18 protein-coding genes and 1 riboswitch are annotated in these 20293 nt (G+C 61.3%); of the genes, 6 read left to right on the forward strand and 12 right to left on the reverse strand.

Annotated features, from left to right (window positions below; translation table 11 throughout):
• On the reverse strand, positions 1-426 hold a 426-nt coding region (locus LQ215_RS15975), incomplete at its 3' end, for an NUDIX domain-containing protein (RefSeq protein ID WP_230151291.1).
• 214 nt (positions 427-640) lie between these two features.
• Here LQ215_RS15975 and LQ215_RS15980 point away from each other — a divergent pair.
• Positions 641-1387, forward strand: coding sequence for a DUF3298 domain-containing protein (locus LQ215_RS15980; protein WP_230151292.1), 747 nt, complete (start codon positions 641-643; stop codon positions 1385-1387).
• Here the strand turns inward: LQ215_RS15980 and cytX are convergent.
• Both cytX and thiC read right to left on the reverse strand, forming a co-directional pair.
• Positions 1356-2648 carry a putative hydroxymethylpyrimidine transporter CytX gene (cytX, locus tag LQ215_RS15985; RefSeq protein WP_230151295.1) on the reverse strand — a complete coding sequence of 431 codons (1293 nt, stop codon included), beginning with the start codon at positions 2646-2648 and terminating at the stop codon, positions 1356-1358. The two genes, LQ215_RS15980 and cytX, sit on opposite strands and share 32 nt — an antisense overlap.
• Positions 2649-2834: 186 nt before the next feature.
• Positions 2835-4724: a phosphomethylpyrimidine synthase ThiC gene (gene thiC / locus LQ215_RS15990; protein WP_230151297.1), complete on the reverse strand. Its 1890-nt coding sequence runs from the start codon at positions 4722-4724 to the stop codon at positions 2835-2837.
• 175 nt (positions 4725-4899) lie between these two features.
• A riboswitch (TPP riboswitch) is annotated at positions 4900-5005 on the reverse strand.
• A gap of 154 nt (positions 5006-5159) precedes the next feature.
• Between thiC and LQ215_RS15995 the strand changes: the two genes are divergently transcribed.
• Positions 5160-6599: a TolC family outer membrane protein gene (locus LQ215_RS15995; RefSeq protein WP_230151300.1), complete on the forward strand. Its 1440-nt coding sequence runs from the start codon at positions 5160-5162 to the stop codon at positions 6597-6599.
• 186 nt (positions 6600-6785) lie between these two features.
• Here the strand turns inward: LQ215_RS15995 and waaA are convergent, their stop codons facing one another.
• Positions 6786-8060 (reverse strand): lipid IV(A) 3-deoxy-D-manno-octulosonic acid transferase, encoded by a 1275-nt coding sequence (gene waaA / locus LQ215_RS16000; RefSeq protein ID WP_230151303.1) that lies wholly within the window; start codon positions 8058-8060, stop codon positions 6786-6788.
• A gap of 22 nt (positions 8061-8082) precedes the next feature.
• Positions 8083-8973 (reverse strand): LysR family transcriptional regulator, encoded by an 891-nt coding sequence (locus LQ215_RS16005; protein ID WP_058543052.1) that lies wholly within the window; start codon positions 8971-8973, stop codon positions 8083-8085.
• 103 nt (positions 8974-9076) lie between these two features.
• On the opposite strand from LQ215_RS16005, the gene LQ215_RS16010 reads away from it, so the two are divergent.
• The 4 genes from LQ215_RS16010 to LQ215_RS16025 all read left to right on the forward strand — a co-directional run bounded on the left by LQ215_RS16010 (position 9077) and on the right by LQ215_RS16025 (position 12657).
• Entirely contained in the window at positions 9077-9409 is a 333-nt protein-coding gene (locus LQ215_RS16010; RefSeq protein ID WP_003197153.1) for a DMT family transporter, read from the forward strand.
• 263 nt (positions 9410-9672) lie between these two features.
• The gene (locus LQ215_RS16015; RefSeq protein ID WP_230151306.1) at positions 9673-10848 is read left to right on the forward strand and encodes an NAD(P)/FAD-dependent oxidoreductase; all 1176 of its coding nucleotides are present in this window, start codon (positions 9673-9675) and stop codon (positions 10846-10848) included.
• On the forward strand, positions 10845-11657 hold the full coding sequence (locus LQ215_RS16020; RefSeq protein ID WP_013692125.1) for an aldo/keto reductase: 813 nt from the start codon (positions 10845-10847) through the stop codon (positions 11655-11657). The genes LQ215_RS16015 and LQ215_RS16020 overlap by 4 nt, the downstream gene beginning before the upstream one ends.
• A gap of 34 nt (positions 11658-11691) precedes the next feature.
• Entirely contained in the window at positions 11692-12657 is a 966-nt protein-coding gene (locus LQ215_RS16025) for a metal ABC transporter ATPase (RefSeq protein ID WP_230151309.1), read from the forward strand.
• Between the two features lies 1 nt (position 12658).
• On the opposite strand, the gene LQ215_RS16030 is transcribed toward LQ215_RS16025, so the two are convergent.
• The 7 genes from LQ215_RS16030 to msbA form a co-directional block, all read right to left on the reverse strand.
• The gene (locus LQ215_RS16030; RefSeq protein ID WP_230151312.1) at positions 12659-13465 is read right to left on the reverse strand and encodes a hypothetical protein; all 807 of its coding nucleotides are present in this window, start codon (positions 13463-13465) and stop codon (positions 12659-12661) included.
• A gap of 72 nt (positions 13466-13537) precedes the next feature.
• The gene (locus tag LQ215_RS16035) at positions 13538-14242 is read right to left on the reverse strand and encodes a hypothetical protein (protein ID WP_230151315.1); all 705 of its coding nucleotides are present in this window, start codon (positions 14240-14242) and stop codon (positions 13538-13540) included.
• Between the two features lie 5 nt (positions 14243-14247).
• Entirely contained in the window at positions 14248-15222 is a 975-nt protein-coding gene (locus LQ215_RS16040; RefSeq protein WP_230151317.1) for a glycosyltransferase, read from the reverse strand.
• Between the two features lie 115 nt (positions 15223-15337).
• Complete coding sequence (gene hldE / locus LQ215_RS16045; protein WP_230151319.1) at positions 15338-16759, reverse strand: bifunctional D-glycero-beta-D-manno-heptose-7-phosphate kinase/D-glycero-beta-D-manno-heptose 1-phosphate adenylyltransferase HldE; 1422 nt, start codon at positions 16757-16759, stop codon at positions 15338-15340.
• Between the two features lie 105 nt (positions 16760-16864).
• Positions 16865-17467, reverse strand: a complete 603-nt coding sequence (gene cysC, locus LQ215_RS16050; protein ID WP_230151320.1) for an adenylyl-sulfate kinase — start codon at positions 17465-17467, stop codon at positions 16865-16867.
• Positions 17460-18164 (reverse strand): sulfotransferase family 2 domain-containing protein, encoded by a 705-nt coding sequence (locus LQ215_RS16055; RefSeq protein WP_230151321.1) that lies wholly within the window; start codon positions 18162-18164, stop codon positions 17460-17462. Before LQ215_RS16055 ends, cysC begins: the two co-directional genes overlap by 8 nt.
• A gap of 185 nt (positions 18165-18349) precedes the next feature.
• Positions 18350-20152, reverse strand: a complete 1803-nt coding sequence (gene msbA / locus LQ215_RS16060) for a lipid A export permease/ATP-binding protein MsbA (protein WP_230151323.1) — start codon at positions 20150-20152, stop codon at positions 18350-18352.
• Between the last annotated feature and the right edge of the window lie 141 nt (positions 20153-20293).

A 20293-nucleotide genomic window follows, 5' to 3' on the forward strand; every position in this document is an offset into this window, starting at 1 on the left:
CCCCAGGTACAAATGGACGAATTCATCGCTGCCGCCCGGGGATGGAAAATACCGGGTCATCGGCCAGAGCGCAGCGAAGGCAAGCCCAGCTTCCTCCTGCGCTTCACGATGAGCAACTTCTTCCGGTTGCTCGTCCTTGTCGATCAGGCCGGCCACCAATTCCACCAGCCAAGGGTTGGCGACCTTGCCCATGGCGCCGACGCGAAACTGCTCGATCAACACCACTTCATCGCGCTGCGGGTCGTAAGGCAGCACGCACACCGCGTCATGGCGCACGAACAATTCACGGCTGATTTCGCGGCTCATGCCACCGGCAAACAATTCGTGGCGCAAGTGCACGCGGTCGAGTTTGTAGAAACCCTGGAAGCAGCTCTCGCGCTTGACGATCTCCACGGCGTTCGGTGTGGCGTTGGCGAAATCGGTCATGACAATCCTCGTGTGCAGTCGATCAATACGAGGTTCCAACCTCGGCTTCGCGCCATCCTAACGCGCCCGCACCCTTTGATGCAGCCCCTTTCCACTCATCGGGATGGACGGCAGAAGGTGAAAGAACTCTAATGAGCTTAGTGGCGAACTGATTGTCCTGCTGGCAGTCGAAGCGGGTAACTTTTCGCCTTTCCCTGTTCCATGAAGGACGCCCATGTCGCTTTTCAAAACTGCCTCCGTGGCCGCCATTGCCCTGACCCTGGGCGCTTGCCAAAGCCTGTTCCAACCCAATTACCGCGCGCCGCTGGAAACCACCCGCGATGCGTCGGAGCAACTGCAACCAGGTTGCGCCAGTGCCGACTGCCCGTTGGTGAACATCGATACCCTGCACTTTCCCACCGAGCCGGCCCTGGACGGCATCGTCGAAAAACGCCTGCTGCAAATGACCCGCACCACCCCGGACGCCCCGGTAGCGCCGACGCTTGCCGCCTATCGCGAGCAGTTCCTGCGCAGCGCCGCGCCCCGCAATAGCAGCTATTTGCAGGCCAAGGTACGTGAGCAACATGACGGCCTGGTGATCATCGAATTGTCCAGCTACCTGGACACCGGCGGCGCCCACGGCACACCGGGTCGCGGCTTCATCAACTATTCGCGCCAGCAACACAAGGTGCTGACGCTGTCGGACATGCTGCTGCCGGGCCAGGAAGAAGCGTTCTGGAAAGCCGCCCAGGTCGCCCACAACAGTTGGCTGATCAGCACCAAGCTGGATCAGGAACCCGAGTTCCTGAAACAGTGGTCCTTCCAGAAAACCCCACACGTGGCGCTGACCTACGGCGGGGTGATCCTCAAGTACGAAGTGAGCACCATCGCGCCATACGCCCTGGGCCACATCGAATTGAAGATCGCTTACCCACGCCTCAATGGCATCCTCAAGCCCGAGCTGTTCCCTGGCCGTAGCTGAAAGCCCGGCCCAGCAACAGTTGCAGCAACCCTGCCAGGATCAGCGACGGCAGGGTGGCGCCGATGTCCGGATAGAAGTTGGCCAGCAAGTGATAAGTGCTCACCCCGCCCAACCAGGCCAACAGCGCCGGCCAGCGCAACGCGGCTGACAGCACTTGGCTGCTGCGCTTGCGCAGGATGAAGTGGTCCACCAGCACCACGCCGAACAGCGGCGCGAACACCGAGCCGATCAGCAACAGGAAGTTCTGGTATTGCGCCAACGGCGCAAAGCACGCGATCAAGGTGCAGAGCACGCCGATCGCCAAGGCCAGGTGTTCGACTTTCAGGCCCGACAACATGCCACTGGAGACCGCCGCCGAGTGAATGTCGGCGAAGGCGTTTTCCGACTCATCCAGCAGAATCAGCAGCAGCGGAATGCCCAACCCGGCGCCTGCAAGGGCCAATAGCAACGCGTTGACTTCACCGCTTGGCGCGAACGCCAGGGTGTAGGCCACGCCCAGGCTCATCAGCCAGACGTTACCGATGAAGAATCCCACGGCAGTACCGCCGAAGACATTCTTGGCGCGCTTGCCGAAGCGCGAGTAGTCGGCGATCAGCGGCAACCACGACAGCGGCATCGCAATGGCGATATCGAAACCCACCGCCAGCGGCATCGAGCCGTCGCCCGCTTGGGCCCACAGCGCGGCCAGGTCGGCCTTGGCGAACAGGTTCCAGGTCAGCCAGATGCACGCCGCCAGCAACAACCAGATGCCCCACTTGCGCAGGACCTTGCGCACGAAGGTCAACGGCCCGCTGACCGCAAGCAGGGTCGCCAGGGCGCCGAAGAACAGTGTCCACAGCAGTGGGTTGGAGCCCAGGCTGCCCTCGCTGAAGGCACGGGCACCGAGCAGGCTGGCGGCGTCACGCATGACGATGATTTCGAACGAGCCCCAGCCGATCAGTTGCAGCAGGTTCAACACCGCTGGCACGCTCGCGCCCTTGCCGCCGAGGCTGAGCTTGAGGGCCGCCATCGCCGACAGGCCGGTGTCGCTACCGATCACGCCGACGGCTGCCAGCAGCAGGACGCCCACCAGCGTGCCGAGGAAAATCGCCAGCAACGAGCCACTCAAGCCCAGGCCCGGCGCGAGCAAGGCGCCGACCTGCAAGACCATCAGGCCGATGCCGAGAGAGAACCACAGGGAAAACAGATCGCGGGCGCCGAAGACGCGCTTGTCCAGGGGGACGGCGGTGTCGGGGGAATAGGTGCTGGGTTGGATGTTCACAGAGATATCTCAGGGGAGATTATTGTTTTGGGTCGCTGATGTGGCGAGGGAGCTTGCTCCCGCTGGCCTGCGTAGCAGGCCCAAAACCAGTCACCGCGTTCTGGTAGCCAGAATGGTGGTGCCTGGTTTTGCGGCTGCTTCGCAGCCGAGCGGGAGCAAGCTCCCTCGCCACGGGGTGAGCGCCGCTTAAACTTTCTTGTAAAGCTGACTACCTTCCTTCTTGAACCGCTCTGCCTGCTCCGCCAAACCCTGGGCAACGTCCACGTCCACCGCCTCGATGCGCTGGTTGGCCGCGTACTCGCGCACTTCCTGGGTGATTTTCATCGAGCAGAATTTCGGCCCGCACATCGAGCAGAAATGCGCGACCTTGGCCGAGTCCTTCGGCAGGGTTTCGTCGTGGTACGAACGGGCGGTGTCCGGGTCCAGGCCGAGGTTGAACTGGTCTTCCCAACGGAACTCGAAACGCGCCTTGCTCAAGGCGTTGTCGCGGATCTGCGCGCCCGGGTGGCCCTTGGCAAGGTCGGCGGCGTGGGCGGCGATCTTGTAGGTGATGATCCCGGTCTTGACGTCATCCTTGTTCGGCAAGCCGAGGTGTTCCTTCGGCGTGACGTAGCAGAGCATGGCGCAACCGAACCAGCCGATCATCGCCGCACCTATGCCGGAGGTGATGTGGTCGTAGCCCGGCGCAATGTCGGTGGTCAGTGGGCCGAGGGTGTAGAACGGCGCCTCGTCGCAGCACTCGAGCTGCTTGTCCATGTTCTCCTTGATCAGTTGCATCGGCACGTGGCCGGGGCCTTCGATCATGCATTGCACGTCGTGCTTCCAGGCGATCTTGGTCAGTTCGCCGAGGGTTTCCAGCTCACCGAACTGCGCTTCGTCGTTGGCATCGGCAATCGAGCCCGGACGCAGGCCATCGCCCAGCGAGAAGCTGACGTCGTAGGCCTTCATGATTTCGCAGATGTCTTCGAAGTGGGTGTAGAGGAAGTTCTCTTTGTGGTGCGCCAGGCACCACTTGGCCATGATCGAACCACCACGACTGACGATACCGGTGACGCGCTTGGCGGTCATCGGCACATAGCGCAGCAACACGCCGGCGTGGATGGTGAAGTAGTCGACGCCCTGCTCGGCCTGCTCGATCAGCGTGTCGCGGAACAACTCCCAGGTCAGGTCTTCGGCCACGCCACCGACTTTTTCCAGGGCCTGGTAGATCGGCACGGTGCCGATCGGCACGGGCGAGTTGCGGATGATCCACTCGCGGGTTTCATGGATGTGCTTGCCGGTGGACAGGTCCATGACCGTGTCCGAACCCCAGCGGATGCCCCAGGTCAGCTTCGCCACTTCTTCTTCGATGGACGAACCCAGCGCACTGTTGCCGATGTTGCCGTTGATCTTCACCAGGAAGTTACGGCCGATGATCATCGGTTCCAGTTCGGTGTGGTTGATGTTGGCCGGGATGATCGCGCGACCACGGGCGATTTCATCGCGCACGAATTCCGCGGTGATGACTTTCGGCACGCTGGCGCCGAAGCTGTGGCCAGCGTGTTGCTGGTCCAGCAGGCCAGCGGCGCGGGCGACCTCCAGCTTCATGTTTTCGCGGATGGCGACGTATTCCATCTCGGCGGTGATGATGCCTTTGCGCGCGTAGTGCATCTGGCTGACGTTGGCACCCGGCTTGGCGCGACGCGGGTTATTCACGTGGGCAAAGCGCAGCTTGGTCAGCTCGGGATCGGCCAGGCGTTCCTGGCCGAAGTTGGAGCTCAGGCCCGCCAGGCGCTCGGTGTCGCCACGGGCTTCGATCCACGGCGAGCGCACGTCGGCCAGGCCTTTGCGCACGTCGATGATCACATTCGGGTCGGTGTAGGGGCCCGAGGTGTCGTACACCACGACCGGCGCGTTGATTTCGCCGCCGAAGTCGGTGGGGGTCACGTCGAGGCTGATTTCGCGCATGGGCACGCGGATATCCGGGCGGCTGCCCTGGACATAGATTTTTTGCGAGCGGGTAAAGGGCTGAACCGATTGCTCATCGACCTTGGCCGAATCACTGAGGTTGGTCGCGTTTTTTGATTTTGTCGTCATCACGGGCTCTCCAGACACACATCCAGGCAGTGGATTTTTGTCGGAGCGAACCTGTAACGAGTGGACGCGTCCCTGCACGAAAGTGCGGACGCTGTGCTTGCTGCTCGAGCATGCTCGAAAATCGAAAGTCGATGGTCGAACAACATCCCGGACGAAGCACAAGAGGACTCGCCGGGTGACGAGAAATCTTGTTCCCTACGCAGGCGCTAACCTGATCAGGTTCAACGGGATCCGAAATTATTCGATCTCAGCCTCATAGCAAGGCACCCCGACAAGAACCCGGCCAGTCTAGACACAACCACGAGAGAACGCCATCGCCAGGGCAAAAGGCGTGATGAATGGCGCATATACAGGATTGTTGCCGTGCCCAGGCGCAACTACACTCGCTACGCCGCGCCTCTTGTGCGCAATCATTTGAGAAGTAGGGATCGCCTCATGCTGCGCAAACTCTCACTGGCCCTTGCCGTGTCTTGTGCGTCCAATGGAATGGCCTGGGCTGCCGAAGCGCCCATCACCACCAAAACCGATCTGGTGAGCGTGTATCAGGAAGCGGTGGACAACAACGCCGACCTTGCCGCTGCCCGCGCCCAGTACGGCGCCCAGAAGGAAGTGGTGCCCCAGGCGCGTGCCGGGTTGTTGCCGAATCTCTCGGCCGGTGCCGACCTGAACAACACCCGTACCGAGCTCGACCAGCCGGCGATGACCGCCAACCGCAGCTCTACGGTTTACCAGGCCACGCTGTCCCAACCGATTTTCCGCGCCGATCGCTGGTTTCAGTTACAGGCTGCAAAGTCCGTCGACGAACAAGCGTCGCTGCAACTGTCGGCCACCGAACAGAACATGATCCTGCAAAGCGCCGAGAGCTATTTCAATGTGCTGCGCAGCCAGGACAACCTGGCCTCGACCAAGGCCGAGGAAGCGGCGTTCAAGCGTCAGCTCGACCAGTCCAACGAGCGCTTTGACGTGGGCCTGTCGGACAAGACCGATGTGCTGCAATCCCAGGCCAGCTACGACACCGCCCGGGCCAACCGGATCCTCGCCCAGCGCCAGGTCGACGATGCCTTCGAAGCCTTGATCACGCTGACCAATCGCCAGTACAACTCGCTCCAGGGCATCGTCCACACCTTGCCTATCCTGCCGCCAGCGCCGAACGATGCCAAGGCCTGGGTTGATACGGCGGCCAAGCAGAACCTGAACCTGCTGGCCAGCAACTACGCCGTCGATGCCGCCGAGGACACCCTGCGCCAACGCAAGGCTGGCCATGCGCCGACCCTCGACGCGATAGCCCAGTACAGAAAAGGCGACAACGACGGCCTCGGTTTCACCAACCCGAGCCCTACCGGCCAGCGCTACGGCGGCGATGCCGAGCAACGCACCATTGGCCTGCAACTGAGTATCCCGCTCTACAGTGGCGGACTGACCAGCTCCCAGGTGCGCGAGTCCTACTCGCAACTCACCCAGACCGAGCAGCAACGCGAAGCCCTGCGCCGGCAGGTGGTGGAAAACACCCGCAACCTGCACCGTGCGGTCAACACCGACGTGGAGCAGGTCCAGGCCCGGCGCCAGTCGATCATCTCCAACCAGAGCGCGGTGGAAGCCACGGAAATCGGCTACCAGGTGGGCACCCGCAACATCGTCGACGTGCTCGATGCCCAGCGCCAGCTGTACACCTCGGTGCGCAACTACAACAACGCTCGCTACGACTACATCCTCGACAACCTGCGCCTCAAGCAAGCGGCCGGAACCTTGAGCCCAGCGGACTTGCAGGACCTGTCGCGCTACCTCAAGCCCGACTACAACCCGGACCGCGACTTCCTGCCGCCGGACCTGGCCGAGGCAGCCTCGCAGCAGTTGCGCTCGCGGCCGGCGCAGTAGTGCACCGAGCTCACAAGTAACAGTTGACCTTTGTGGCTAGGGGATTTATCCCCGCTGGGGTGCGGAGCGCCCCCAATTCAAATTACCTGACACACCGTACGGTCAGGTTTTGGGGCTGCTGCGCAGCCCAGCGGGGATAAATCCCCTCGCCACAGATAATCCCTGCCATAGGTGCAGGACCCGCGCTCAGTCGAGCAACCGCCCCAACCCCTCCAGTAACCGCTGCAACGCACCCTGGTTGCGGCGCATCACCGCAAGTCCTGCCTCGGCCATACGATGGGCATCGCGGGGTAGTTCGAACAGGCGCTGCACCGCCAAGGCCAGGCTTTGGGCATCGTCCACTTCCGCCAGCGCACCGGCAGCGCGCAGTTGCGCGGCGATTTCAAGAAAGTTGAACAGGTGCGGTCCGCTGAGCACCGGTTTCGCCAGCGCCGCCGGCTCGAGCAGGTTGTGCCCACCGTTGGGCACCAGGCTGCCACCGACAAACGCGCTGTCGGCCAACGCGTAGAGAAACAGCAATTCACCCATGGTGTCGCCGAGCAACACCGAAGCCTGCGCGGTCACGGGCTGCCCGCTGGAGCGCCGCACCGTGGCCAACCCTTCGCTTTCACACAGTTGGTGCACTGCGTCGAAGCGCTCGGGATGACGCGGCACCAGGATCAGCAACGCATCGGGGTAACTGTCGAGCAACTGACGGTGGGCCGCCAGCACTACTTCGTCCTCACCCTCATGGGTACTGGCGGCGATCCACACCGGGCGCTCGGTTGCCTGCCACTGACGGCGCAACGCGCTGGCGTCTTCGAGCAGTTGCGGGGCGATGGTCAGGTCGAACTTGATCGAACCGGTGACCTCGACGGTTTCCGCCCGCGCGCCCAACTGACGAAAACGCTCGGCTTCGGCTTCGGTCTGCACGGCGAACAGGCTCATTTCGGCGAGCATCGGCCGGGTGAGCTTGGGAAAGCGTGCATACCCCCGCGCCGAGCGCTCCGACAACCGCGCGTTGGCCAGGGCCACTGGAATGCCGCGCCTGGCGCATTGGTGGATATGGTTGGGCCACAGCTCGGTTTCCATGATCACCGCCAGGGACGGCCGGACCCGGTCAAGAAAACGCTTGGCGGCGCAAGGCAAGTCGTAAGGCAAGTAGCAATGCTGGATGCGCGGCTCGTTGGCGAACAACGCCTGGATCCGCTCCGAACCGGTGGGCGTCATGCACGTGACGGTGATCGGCAGCTGTGGATAACGTTGCAGCAAGGCGCGGACCATTGGCGCGGCGGCGATGCTCTCGCCCACCGATACGGCGTGGACCCAGATGCCCCCCGGCACCATGTCCGGCAGCCCCCAGGAGAACCGCTCGCCAATGCGCCGGGCATACGCCGGTGCCTTGCGGGCCCGTAACCACAGCCGAATCGCTACCAGTGGCAGCCCCAGGTAAAACAACGCGCTATAGAGAGTTCTGTTCATGGCGGCGGAGTTTATCGGTTTTTCAGCCGATCGCCTGCAACTGCACGGCAAAACGTTCCGCCAGCCAACGGGCGGCCGGGCCCAGGGGTTCATCGCGGCGCCAGACCAGTTCCACCACCAGGGCCGGCGGAGTCCATTCGCTGCTGAGTTCGACCATGTCGCCCAGGTACGCCGGGTATTGCACCACGTGCCGTGGCAGCCAGGCCCAGCCCAGGCCACTCCTCAGCCACTCGGCCAACACATAGAAACTGTCGGCCCGCCAGACCTGCGGGCTGGCCTGCTCGCTGCCGGGGTAGACGCTGGACTGGGTCGCCATCAACAACTGGCGGTGCCGGGCCATTTCCCGACAGGTCACGTAATCATGGTTCGCCAGCGGATGGCCCCTGCCGCACACCGTGACCATCTCGACACTGCCCAGCACCCGGCGCTCCAGCGCCTCGGGGATCTGGTCGTGATAGAACAGCAAGCCGAGGTCGGCGCGACGTTCCACCAGTTTGCGCGCCACATCGCCCTGGGCGGCGCTGGCCAGTTGCACTTCGAGGGTAGGAAATCGTTCGGCCAAAGCCGCCAGGCTGTCGATCACCGGCTGATAGGGCATGGCTTCGTCCTGGGCCAGGCGCAGCGACGCTTCCTGCCCGCGCATCAGGGCCAGGGCCCGGCCATTGAGGCGCTCGCACTGGCGCAGCACTTCCCGGGCCTCTTCAAGCAGAGCTTCACCAGCGTCGGTGAGCCTGGGCTGACGGCCGCTGCTGCGCTCGAACAGGCTCACGCCCAAATCCGCCTCCAGCGAGGCAATCGCGCTGCTGATGGCCGATTGGGCCTTGCGCTGGTCCCGGGCCACGGCGGAAAACGAACGTTTCTCGGCGACCCCGACAAACAGCTGCAATTGCTCCAGGTTCCACTGAACGTTCACGGCTCAACCTATCTTGATTACAGATAGGTAATGACTTTACCGCATCTGAGCGATCTCTAGAATGGCCCCATCGAAAGACGCTACCGTCGAAGAGGAACCGCCTATGAACGCCTACTACTACCTGGCCATCGCCATCTGCGCCGAAGTGATCGCCACCGTTTCGATGAAAGCCATCAAGGGCTTGAGCACACCTTTGCCTTTGCTGCTGGTCATCGTCGGCTACGGCACCGCGTTCTGGATGCTGACGCTGGTGGTGCGCACCGTACCGGTGGGCGTGGCCTATGCGGTCTGGGCCGGGCTGGGGATCGTCATGGTCAGCGTGGCGGCGCTGTTCATCTACGGGCAGAAACTGGACGTGCCGGCGATGCTGGGGATGGCGTTGATTGTGTTGGGGGTGGTGGTGATCCAGCTGTTTTCCAAGACTGCCGGGCACTGAAAACCCACTGATCATCAAGCTGGAATGCATGTTTATTGAGCTGGAATGCACTTTCTATTGAGCTGTGGTGCACTTGTGGCGAGGGAGCTTGCTCCCGCTGGGTTGCGCAGCAACCCCATTTTTTATGGGCGCTTCGCACCCAAGCGGGAGCAAGCTCCCTCGCCACAAAAGCCTTCTAGCCAGCTGCCGAGGTTGATCGCCAGCAAATTCCCTCTGCATCGAGTCTGTATACTGCGCCCTCGTCTTGAACACTGAGGTCGCTCATGCCATCCGTTATTTCCACCGACATTCTGATTGTCGGCGCAGGCGTCGCCGGCCTCTGGCTGAATGCACGCCTGCGTCGCCAGGGTTTTTCGACCGTGCTGGTGGAAAGCGCCAGTCTCGGCGGCGGGCAGAGTGTCAAATCCCAGGGCATCATCCATGGCGGCGCCAAGTATGCCTTGCATGGCGCCCTGACCGGTGCCTCGGAAGCCATCGCCGACATGCCGCGCCGCTGGCGCGAAGCCCTGAAGGGTGAAGGTGAGCTGGACCTGTCCGGCGTGCGCATGCTGTCCGATGCCCATTACCTCTGGTCCCCCGGCACCCTGGCCGGCAACCTCACCAGTTTCTTTGCCAGCAAGGCCGTGCGCGGGCGGGTCGATCAGGTCAAGGGCGACCAGCTGCCGCCGGCCCTGCAAGACAAGCGCTTCAAGGGCAAGGTCTATCGCCTGGCCGAACTGGTGGTGGACGTGCCGAGCGTGATCGCGCGCCTGGCGGAACTGGCCGGCGACAGCTTGCTGGCCGGGCAACACATCGAACCGCTGCGCGAAGCTGGCGAGCTGATCGGACTCAAGGTCGATGGCCGTGAGATTCGCGCGCAACGCATTGTCCTCAGCGCCGGGGCCGGCACCGCCGACCTGCTCAACGCCTTGGGCCTGGACCAGCCGGCCATGCAGCGCCGACCGTTGCACATGGTCCTGGTCAAGGGCCCCAGCCTCAAGCCGCTCTACGCCCATTGCCTGGGCGGCGGACCGAAGCCGCGCGTCACCGTGACCACCCATCCGGCCGTCGATGGCCAATGGGTCTGGTACGTGGGTGGCGATCTGGCCGAAGGCGATGGCGTGACCCGCGAGCCTGCCGCGCAGATCGCCGCCGCCCAGAAAGAACTCGGCCAATTGTTGCCTTGGATTGACCTGAGCACCGCACAATGGGCCACGCTGCGGGTGGATCGCGCCGAACCGTTGCAGTCGGGCCTGACCCGCCCGGACAATGCCTTCCTCGCCGAGCAGGATCGCCTGCTGGTGGGCTGGCCGACCAAACTGGCGCTGGCCCCGGACTTCGCCGATCGGGTGGTCAATGCCCTGCAACGCGACGGCATCCAGCCAAGCCACCCGGCCCCACTGCCGGACCTGCCGAAGCCGCCGATGGGCGTCCCCGCCTGGGAGCAACTGCTGCCATGAGCCAACCGACCCTGCATGACCTCTATCGCCCCCTGGGCCATGACGGCCCGCGGGTTTCTCCCCTGGGCCTGGGCACCGTCAAGCTCGGCCGCGACCAAGGCGTCAAATACCCCAACGGCTTTCGGATCCCCGATGACGACGAAGCGCGCATGTTGCTCAAACTGGCGCGCGACCTGGGTATCAACCTGATCGACACCGCCCCGGCCTATGGCCGCAGCGAAGAACGCCTCGGCCCGCTGCTGCGCGGCCAACGCCAGGACTGGGTGATTGTCAGCAAGGTCGGCGAAGAATTCAGCGACGGCCAGTCGCGCCACGACTTCAGTGCCGCCCATACCCGATTTTCGGTGGAACGCAGCCTCAAGCGCCTGGAAACCGACTATATCGACCTGGTGCTGGTACATTCGGATGGCAACGACCTGGCGATCCTCAACGACAGCGAGGTGTACCCGACCCTGGCGGCGCTCAAGCGCGAGGGCAAGATCGGCGGCTTCGGTTTTTCCGGCAAGACCGTCGACGGTGGCCTCAAAGCCTTGGAGCAAGGCGATTGTGCGATGGTCACCTACAATCTGAACGAACGAAACGAAAAGGCTGTCATTGACTACGCCAGCGAGCACGGCAAGGCGATCCTGGTGAAGAAAGCCCTGGCCAGCGGTCACGTGTGCCTGAGCCCCGGGGTAGACCCGGTTCGCGCCAGCTTCGAACTGTTGTTTGAGCATCCTGGGGTCGCCAGTGCTATTGTCGGCACCATCAATCCGCTGCACCTCGCCCATAACGTCGCGACCGTAGCCAAGGTCCTGCGTAAAAACTGACGCCGCCCTACGCGGCCTTAAGGAAGGAGCCGACATGCCGCGTACGCTCATCAGAAAGAACCCGAGCAACTTCAAGACCCTGCCCCTGCTCGTCGAAGCGACACCCGAAGGCCTGACTTACCAAAGTGTCGGGATGCCGCTGAACTTCGCCCAGACCCTGCAGCGCCGCAAGCCTGTAGCCGTGGCCGATGCCGAGCGTTTCTCCCTGGAGTTGGCAAACCTGGGCGTTTCCGTGCGCCTGACCCTGCATTGGCAGAACCGCGACTATTGGGTACTGGTGCGCCAACGTCGGCAGGATCGCGGCGATGTGGTGCTCAAGCTGATTTCCGGCTACGTCCCGGCCCACGAGCTGAACCTGCCGCTGCTCACCGCCATCAGCGAAATTGCCGAGGAATGCCTGCTGGAAACCCCGGAAGGCTGGCTGGGCGGGCGTTTCAACGACACTTGGCTGCCGGCCCCCTACGCCACGGCCTTGCACTACCGCGAAGCCTTGCCGTTTCGCCTGACGCCACTCTCGGGCTCGGCACGCCCGGTGCGCAGCGCCAACCTGCAACTGATCGAACGACCACGGGCCTACGTGCACCTGCCGACGGCATCGCTGCAACTGATCTATGACTTGCGCCTGGATGTGCCCAAGGAAGCCAAGTCCCTGAGCCTGTTTCACGTTGATGAGCGTCTGGAAGGCGACCAGTTGGTCGCGCGGCTGGATCGCAAACGGCCTGATCTATACTTGATGCCGCTTGAAGATGGCAAACCGATTGGTGAGCTCTATACGCTTAAACGTGATCAGTTGATTGCGGCCAGTACCCGAGGCCTGCACCTGGCCGAAAGCTTCGCCAGCCAAGAGGGCTGGGTGGTTCGCGACGAACGCATCCGCTGGAAGGATTGGCTGGTGAAACAAGGCTTGGAAGTGCACAAGCCTCGTCGCCAAGGCCTGACCAACTTGCATAAAAAGGCCATGGGCCTGATGCGCATGGTTCGCGGGACGCTGCACAAATAGGTCAGCTGGAACGCCGTTTATCCAGATAAGTTCGCCACCGCGCAAACAGATGGAAATAACGATTTTCACGCTTGCCCATGCCACGTTTGGGCGAGAACGACTCTTCGGCGAAGGTGCCATCGATTCGTACCCGCGACGCCGTGGTCGGCAGGGTGCACACCTTCACCCGCGCTTGTTGCAACGCGTATTTGAGCAGCCGTTCGGAATGCAGTTTCCGGCCCGTCGCCTCGCAAAAATCGAAAATACGCTCGATACGCTTGCCATAGGCTCGGTAGGCGTCACGCCCGCAAATAGCGAAACGGTCGTTCAAGCCCCCCCACCACTGCCAGTCCGGAATGTAGGCATTCAATCTGCGGGCAACAGGGTGAGCAAACACGTACGCCGGAAGCGCTGTGTGATAGAAATTGTCAGGACGCACAAACACGACGAAATCCGGATCAAACGGTTCCATCATGGCCGTCACGGCGTTCAGGGAATTGAGCTGGTAGATCAGGTTTCTGAGCGAAGCATGCTCATCTCCCCAGGTATCGCCCAAGGACTTGACCCGCTCGAAGTCCCAGCGTTCCAAGACCCCCTCGGTAGAGTCGAGGCGACCGGTCATGGTGCTGAATGGCGCATAGTTGTCCGCTTTCAGTTCACCTTGCTCGCCCGAGCGCGAATTGCGGATTTCATCGATTTTGTACAGATGATAAAAACACTGTACTTCGCTCCCGGCAGGAATTTGTGCCAGGACGTTCTGTTGGATAGAGGGAAAACAGATTTCCGAGTTTCTCGGAATACCAAAAAAAGCCAGCGCAACTTTCAACACGCGTCCTGCCCTTGTCGTAGAAAAGAATTGCCCGGCGGCATCGCATCAGATGGCTCAACTGGCCAATGCGACTCAAGGGCGACGAAACCACCTTTGCCACCAACGGCAGCGTTGCAACGGCACAACACTCACATCGGCCTTGAGCAGCCACTGCCGCTCATATTCCCAAGCGTGCCCGCTCCAGAACTTTCCCGCCTCGTTGGAAAAACCCAAGGTCATGATTTGGTAGGTATACCCGACATGGTCGCGCAACCAATCGAACAGCACCAGCGCATTGAAGCCCGTCGAAGGCCCGACATACCGCTTGCCCCCCTCCCTGTTGACCGGGTAGTTCCACAAAGGTGGTAACGGAATGCGCTCCCAAAACAAGGCCACGCCCGGCAGTGGCGACATATCCCCGGTACACCCCACCAACATTGTGAAGCAGCGTGCGTCGGGTTGGTCGAACAATCGCTGGACCTCGGCGTTGTAAGGCAGGCCGAAGAAATAGGCGTCGGGAGCATTAAAGCCATGGACGAACACATTAACGCTGCGCGGGCTGAGCAGTGCCGACTTCACACAGGTATTGAAGGTCACGACCACGTCGTCACTGCCGATATCGAGCGCCTGGAAATCGGCCGCAGTGATCGCCGGATTATTCGCCACCAGCACCACCCGTGACGCCCTTGCCAAACAGTCCTTCAACGCCTGGGGCAACGCTTCCACCAGCGATTGATGACCGCCCGGCAATCTATCGAGCACCATCTCATCATTGATTTGAGGTTCACGATCCGCCATGTCGTTTACCCCGGCACATTCATGCCATAACGCAGCTTGACCCATCCGCGAGTGAATACCGAGGGGGCTTGCCAGGGACGCATTTCACGCTGAATTTCCTCGGCCAGGACACGCCCGACACGCGCAAAAGAATAGCGGCTCTCGGCGAAGGCTTGGCCGTTGCGGGCGATCCGCGCGGCCAGTTCCGGATCACTTTGCAGCAGCTCGAGCTTCTGCACGGCCTCGTCCTCGGAACGATAGAAAACGGTGTTCTCCATGTCCTCAAAACCCAGCAATCGATCTTCCTCGCCCTGACTCCAGGCCAATAACACGCAACCGCAGGCCATCGCCTCGAAGTTCTTGATCATGAACTCCCCCATGCCCAGGTCGGCGCTGACAAAAATCTTGATGCGATTGAGTGTTTCCAGATACTCGCGACCCGATTGGGTGCGTGTCACAAGCATACCGGTGCGTTTTACCAAGGATTCAAGCAAGGCTTTGCGTTGAGCATATTCAGTGCTCTTGAGACTACCGAGAAAACCAATGGGGATATCGCGGACACTGTCGGTATTGCGCAGCATCTGTTCGTCATAACCTTTGGAAACGAACACCGCATCGATGTGCTCGGCTTGCATCCGGCGAGCCACCACAGCCCCTGACACCAAGGCGCGGCAACTGGGCAAGCGGCGGTACAGACGCGAATAGACACCGTGGTATTTACTTTCGCGCATGTAGTTCTGATAAGCGTCGTGCTCAAGGAAGATCAGCCCCGGAATACACTTCAATACGCTTAATTGTGGTGCCAGACGCTTGACCCGCGAAAAAATCACCACCCGGTCGAAATCTTCATAATTGACCGAGGCCAGGAACTTGCCGAGTTTCATTTGTTGCTGCTTACTCAAGCGATAGATGGTGCAGTCGTCGCAATTCTCTCGCACGACTTCATACAGTCGATCGAGGATCACACGCTGTTCATCCATAACCAGGAGCATGACTTTCATAAACTAACTCGACAACGTAACGGAGATAGTAGAGGCGATGGATGTATCCATCATCGGGGGGGGGGGTGAGGCGCACGCCTTGCACAGCTCCCCCCGGGATATAACTGTCGTCAACTCAACGACTGCGAATCTTCTCGACAATCGCCGTCGTCGAACTGTTTTCCACCAGCCCTAATACCTTCACGGTACCCCCGTATGCCGTGACGATGTCTGCGCCGACGACCTGGTCAATCCCATAGTCACCGCCCTTGACCAGCACATCCGGCTTGACCTGGCGCAGCAGGTTTTCCGGCGTGCCCTCGCTGAAACTGATCACCCAGTCCACCGCGCCCAGGCCGGCCAGGACCGCCATGCGCCGGTCGACGCTGTTGATCGGGCGCCCCGGCCCTTTGAGACGGCTCACGGATGCATCGTCGTTGACCGCGACGATCAAGCGATCGCCTTGGGCCCTGGCCTGCTCGAGGTAGGTCACGTGGCCGGCATGCAGGATGTCGAAGCAACCGTTGGTGAAGACGATGCTTTCGTTGTGGGCACGGGCGTCGTCAACGGCCAACAGCAGTTGCTCCAGGCCCAGCACGCCTCGCTCGGAGCCTTCTTCGCGCTGGATGGCGCGGCGCAGTTCGGGGGCGCTGATAGCCGCCGTGCCGAGCTTGCCGACGACAATGCCTGCCGCCAGGTTCGCCAGGGCGACCGCATGGGGCAATTCCTCGCCGGCAGCGATCGCCGCGGCCAGGGTGGAAATCACGGTGTCGCCGGCACCCGTCACGTCGAACACTTCCCGAGCACGGGCCGGCAGGTGCAATGCAGGGTGATCGGGGCGTAGCAGGGTCATGCCATGCTCGCCTCGGGTCACCAGCAAGGCGCCGAGATCGAGGTCTTGCATCAACTGGGCGCCTTTGCTCACCAAATCGTGCTCATCGACACAACCGCCGACGATGGTTTCGAACTCGCTGAGGTTCGGCGTGATCAGGCTGGCACCACGATAGATGGAAAAATCCTTGCCCTTGGGGTCGGCCACTACCGGAATGCCACGGGCGCGGGCGGCCTGGATCAGCGCCTGGTGGTTTTTCAACGCGCCTTTGCCGTAGTCCGACAACACCAGGACCTTGATGCCTTCGAGCAGGTTGTCGACCTCGGCACCGAGGGCCAAAGGATCGGTGGCGAAAGGTTCTTCGAAGTCGATGCGCAGCAGTTGCTGGTGTCGGCTCATGACCCGCAGCTTGACGATGGTCGGCTGGTGCGCGATGCGCTGGAATATCGCCCGCACGCCCGCGCCCTTGAGGCTATTGGTCAGGCTGTCGGCAGCCTCGTCGTCGCCGGTCACGCCCACCAGGGAAGCTGGCGCGCCGAGGGCGGCGATGTTCAGGGCAACGTTGGCGGCACCACCGGGGCGATCCTCGATGTGCTCGACCTTGACCACCGGTACCGGCGCCTCAGGGGAAATCCGTGAGGTACCGCCATGCCAATAGCGGTCGAGCATGACATCGCCGACCACCAATACAGGGGCTTGATCGAATCGCGGCATGGACAACTTCATGGAGCATCCCACATACAAAATGAACAGGGCGGGGATATTAGCACAGGCTTGGCGCAAGGCTCGTCCATGGCTGCAACAGGCCGCCGGAGGGGTGCTCCATCAGTTCTACAGCAACGCCAATATTCGCTCACAGGCCTGGGTCAGCTCCACCTCGCTGGTATCGATCTGGCATTGCGGCGCTAGCGGCGCTTCGTAAGGGCTGTCGAGCCCTGTGAAATGCTTGATTCGCCCGGCACGGGCTTCGCGGTACAGGCCCTTGGGGTCACGCTGGGCGCAGATGTCGAAGGGTGTACTGACATAAACTTCCACGAAGGTGCCGCCAGGGAACAGCTGTCGGGCCGCTTCCCGGTCGTCCCGAAACGGGGAAATGGCCGCAACGATGACGATCAGGCCGGCGTCGACCATCAAGCGCGCCACCTCGGCAATGCGACGGATATTTTCCTTGCGGGCCTCTGCATCCATGCCCAGGCCCCGACACAACCCCTGGCGCAGGTTGTCGCCATCAAGCAGGGCGGTGTGCAAGCCCTGCTGATTGAGCTGCACTTCCAACGCATTGGCCAGCGTCGACTTGCCCGCCCCCGACAACCCGGTCAGCCAGATACAGCGAGGGCGCTGGGCTTTGATGGCGGCCCGATCCTCGGGCGTGAGCGCCTGCACACCAGGACGAATCTGCACCTGGTGCATCGATACCTTTGACGAATCATTCATATCCAAGCATCTCGTAGTCACGTTGGTGCACCCGTCGCACCAACCGACGGGTCCGTACCGAGCAGATTTCCCGTACCGGCATCACAGCGCGCTGCCGGGTGCGATTCACATGGGGCAACGTCGCGGCCAGCCCCAGATGCTCGCATACGCGCTGAAAATCCCGACCGAGGTATTCCTGATAACCGATGAAGTCCATCGCCAGATGGCCGAGGGAATCGATAAGGAAGTCCGTCTGGGCAGCGAAATGCATTTGCCGGGTGATGTTCTCCGGATGCAGCCAACGCGCGACGAAATCATCGAAATCGCGGTATTGGCCGACCAGTTTCTGGGCCGCATGATCGCGGGCGCCCAACGTGTTGCCCCGCAGCAAAGCATAGGCCGAATATGCACGCTCCAGCGGATCACGAACAAAGGCAAACTTGAAACTGGCAGCGTACTGCTGTGCGAACTGCTCTTCGTACCAATACAACGGCAGGTGGCCCGGGCTGTAGCCATCGAAAAGCCCCACGCAAATACTGCTGCCGGCGCATTTGGGCACATGGATGAACAGGCAGCCGCGCCGGGCGAAAGCTTCGGGGAAACGGCAATTGGCCGACATCGATTTGTTCACGACCTGCCGATCGACAACCGATAGGCGCCCCAACAGAAAGGAGCGCTGCGACTTGGGCAGTAGCTTCCAGAGATAACGTTGCAGCATTCAAGTACTCGCGCGAAAGGATGGCCCCTCAATGACAGAAGTGAGCCCAGGAAAGTCCTGTGGCCAGAACCTTACCAAGCGCGAGTCGTAGATTTATGGTGGATTGGTCAATAGAGGTATCGACCTTGTTACAAATACCTTTGGGGGGGCCGAGCCTGCCCGCTCCCCCCAGGTTCCAATGGTATTCAGGCGATATCCTGGGCCGGAGTGTCCAGCCCCATGGCGTTCAGGCGTGCGTAATAACCGTTTTGTGCCAGGAGTTCCCCATGGGTCCCGCGCTCGACAATACGCCCCTGATCCATCACTAGGATCAGGTCGGCTTTTTCGATGGTCGAAAGACGGTGGGCTATCACCAGGGTCGTACGGCCTTTCATCACTTGGTCCAGCGCAGCCTGGATGTGCCGTTCGGACTCGGTATCCAGTGCGGAAGTCGCCTCGTCTAGAATCAACAGTGGGGCGTTTTTCAACAAGGCCCGGGCAATGGCCAGGCGCTGGCGTTGACCGCCGGAGAGCAACACGCCGTTTTCCCCGACCTGGGTGTCCAGGCCTTGCGGCAGCTGCCTGATGAAGTCCATGGCATAGGCATCTTGGGCTGCCTTCTCGATATCGACCCGTGGCGCACCGGCCAGGTCGCCATACGCGATGTTGTTGGCCACTGTGTCGCTGAACAGCGTGACATGCTGGGTCACCTGGGCAATATGACGGCGCAGGTTCAATAGCTTGTACTGTTCGATTTCAACACCGTCGAGCAGTATTTCGCCTTGGTCATGGTGGTAGAAACGCGGGATCAGGTTAGCCAGGGTCGATTTACCGCTGCCCGAACGCCCCACCAAGGCAACCATCTGCCCAGGCTCGACCGAGAAGCTGATGTCGTTCAGTACCTGCCGGTCGGTGTCCGGGTAGGTGAAGCTCAGATGGCGCACATCCAGCCGCCCGCTGACAGCATCACGCTCGATGGTACCGGTATCGGTTTCCGGCTTGACATCCAACTGCTCAAAGATGCTTTCGGCCCCCGCCACGCCTTTCTGGATGGTGGAACTGACTTCCGACAGCTGGCGAATCGGCTTGGGTAGCAGACCGGCCAAGGTAATGTAGGCCACCATGTCGCCCGCCGAGGCATCTCCACGCAAATACAAGACGAGGAACATCAGGACAGACATGGCGCTGTAAATCACCAGTTGCAACACCGGCGTGTAGATCGCTCCGGTACGGGTCATGCGCAACTGCTTGTCGGTATTGCCCTGGCTGGCCTGGAGGAAGCGTTTCTGCTCGTAGACCTCGCCACCGAAACTGCGCACGACGCGATAACTCTGGATGGTTTCGGAGGCAACATGGGTCACATCCCCCATCGCGACCTGGATTTTCTTGCTCTGCTTGCGAAACTTCTTGCTCGCGGTGCGGACCATGAGCGCAATCAATGGCAGGATCGCCACCATCACCAGGGTCAGGCGCCAGTTCATGAACAACAGTGAAGCGAACAGGAAGATCACGGTCATGCCTTCACGGATAACGACCTTGATCGCATCCGTTGCCGCCCCCGTCACCATGGTCACGTTAAACGTGATACGGGAAATCAGGTGGCCCGAGTTATGTTTGTCGAAATAGCGATTGGGCAGGGTCAGCAGGTTGTTGAACAACTGCACCCGCAAGTCGTGTACCAGCCCCAACGAAACCTTGGCCAGGAAATAATTGCCCAGATACGAGCCCAATCCCTGCCAGGCGGCAATGACGATGATCAGCAGCGGCACGGCCTGCAATAACTGCAGGTCGCGCAGGTAAGGGACCGTCGGGAACAGTACCGCGTTCGGATTGGAGAGGCCGTCGACGAAATACTTGAGGATGTAGCCAAGCATCGGCTGGGTGGAAGCGAAAATCAGGAACCCGATGATACTCAGCCCGAACAAGCCTATGTAGGGCTTCACGTAGCCAAGCAGGCGGAAATAGATTTTCAAGCTCGAAGGGCTTTCGGGAAGACTGGAGTCGGCCATATCACGCGAATGTCGATAAAAAGGACGCTGACTTTAACACAGCTTCTCCAGTGTTCTGGCAAACCGCTAAGGCTGTTATTGTTATGCGTCTGCAAAACACCAAAAAGCCATCACCCCGAATGGCCAACCGATTTCAGGAAT

The sequence above is a fragment of the Pseudomonas brassicacearum genome, assembly GCF_918698105.1.
Classification (GTDB): Bacteria; Pseudomonadota; Gammaproteobacteria; order Pseudomonadales; family Pseudomonadaceae; genus Aquipseudomonas; species Aquipseudomonas brassicacearum_F.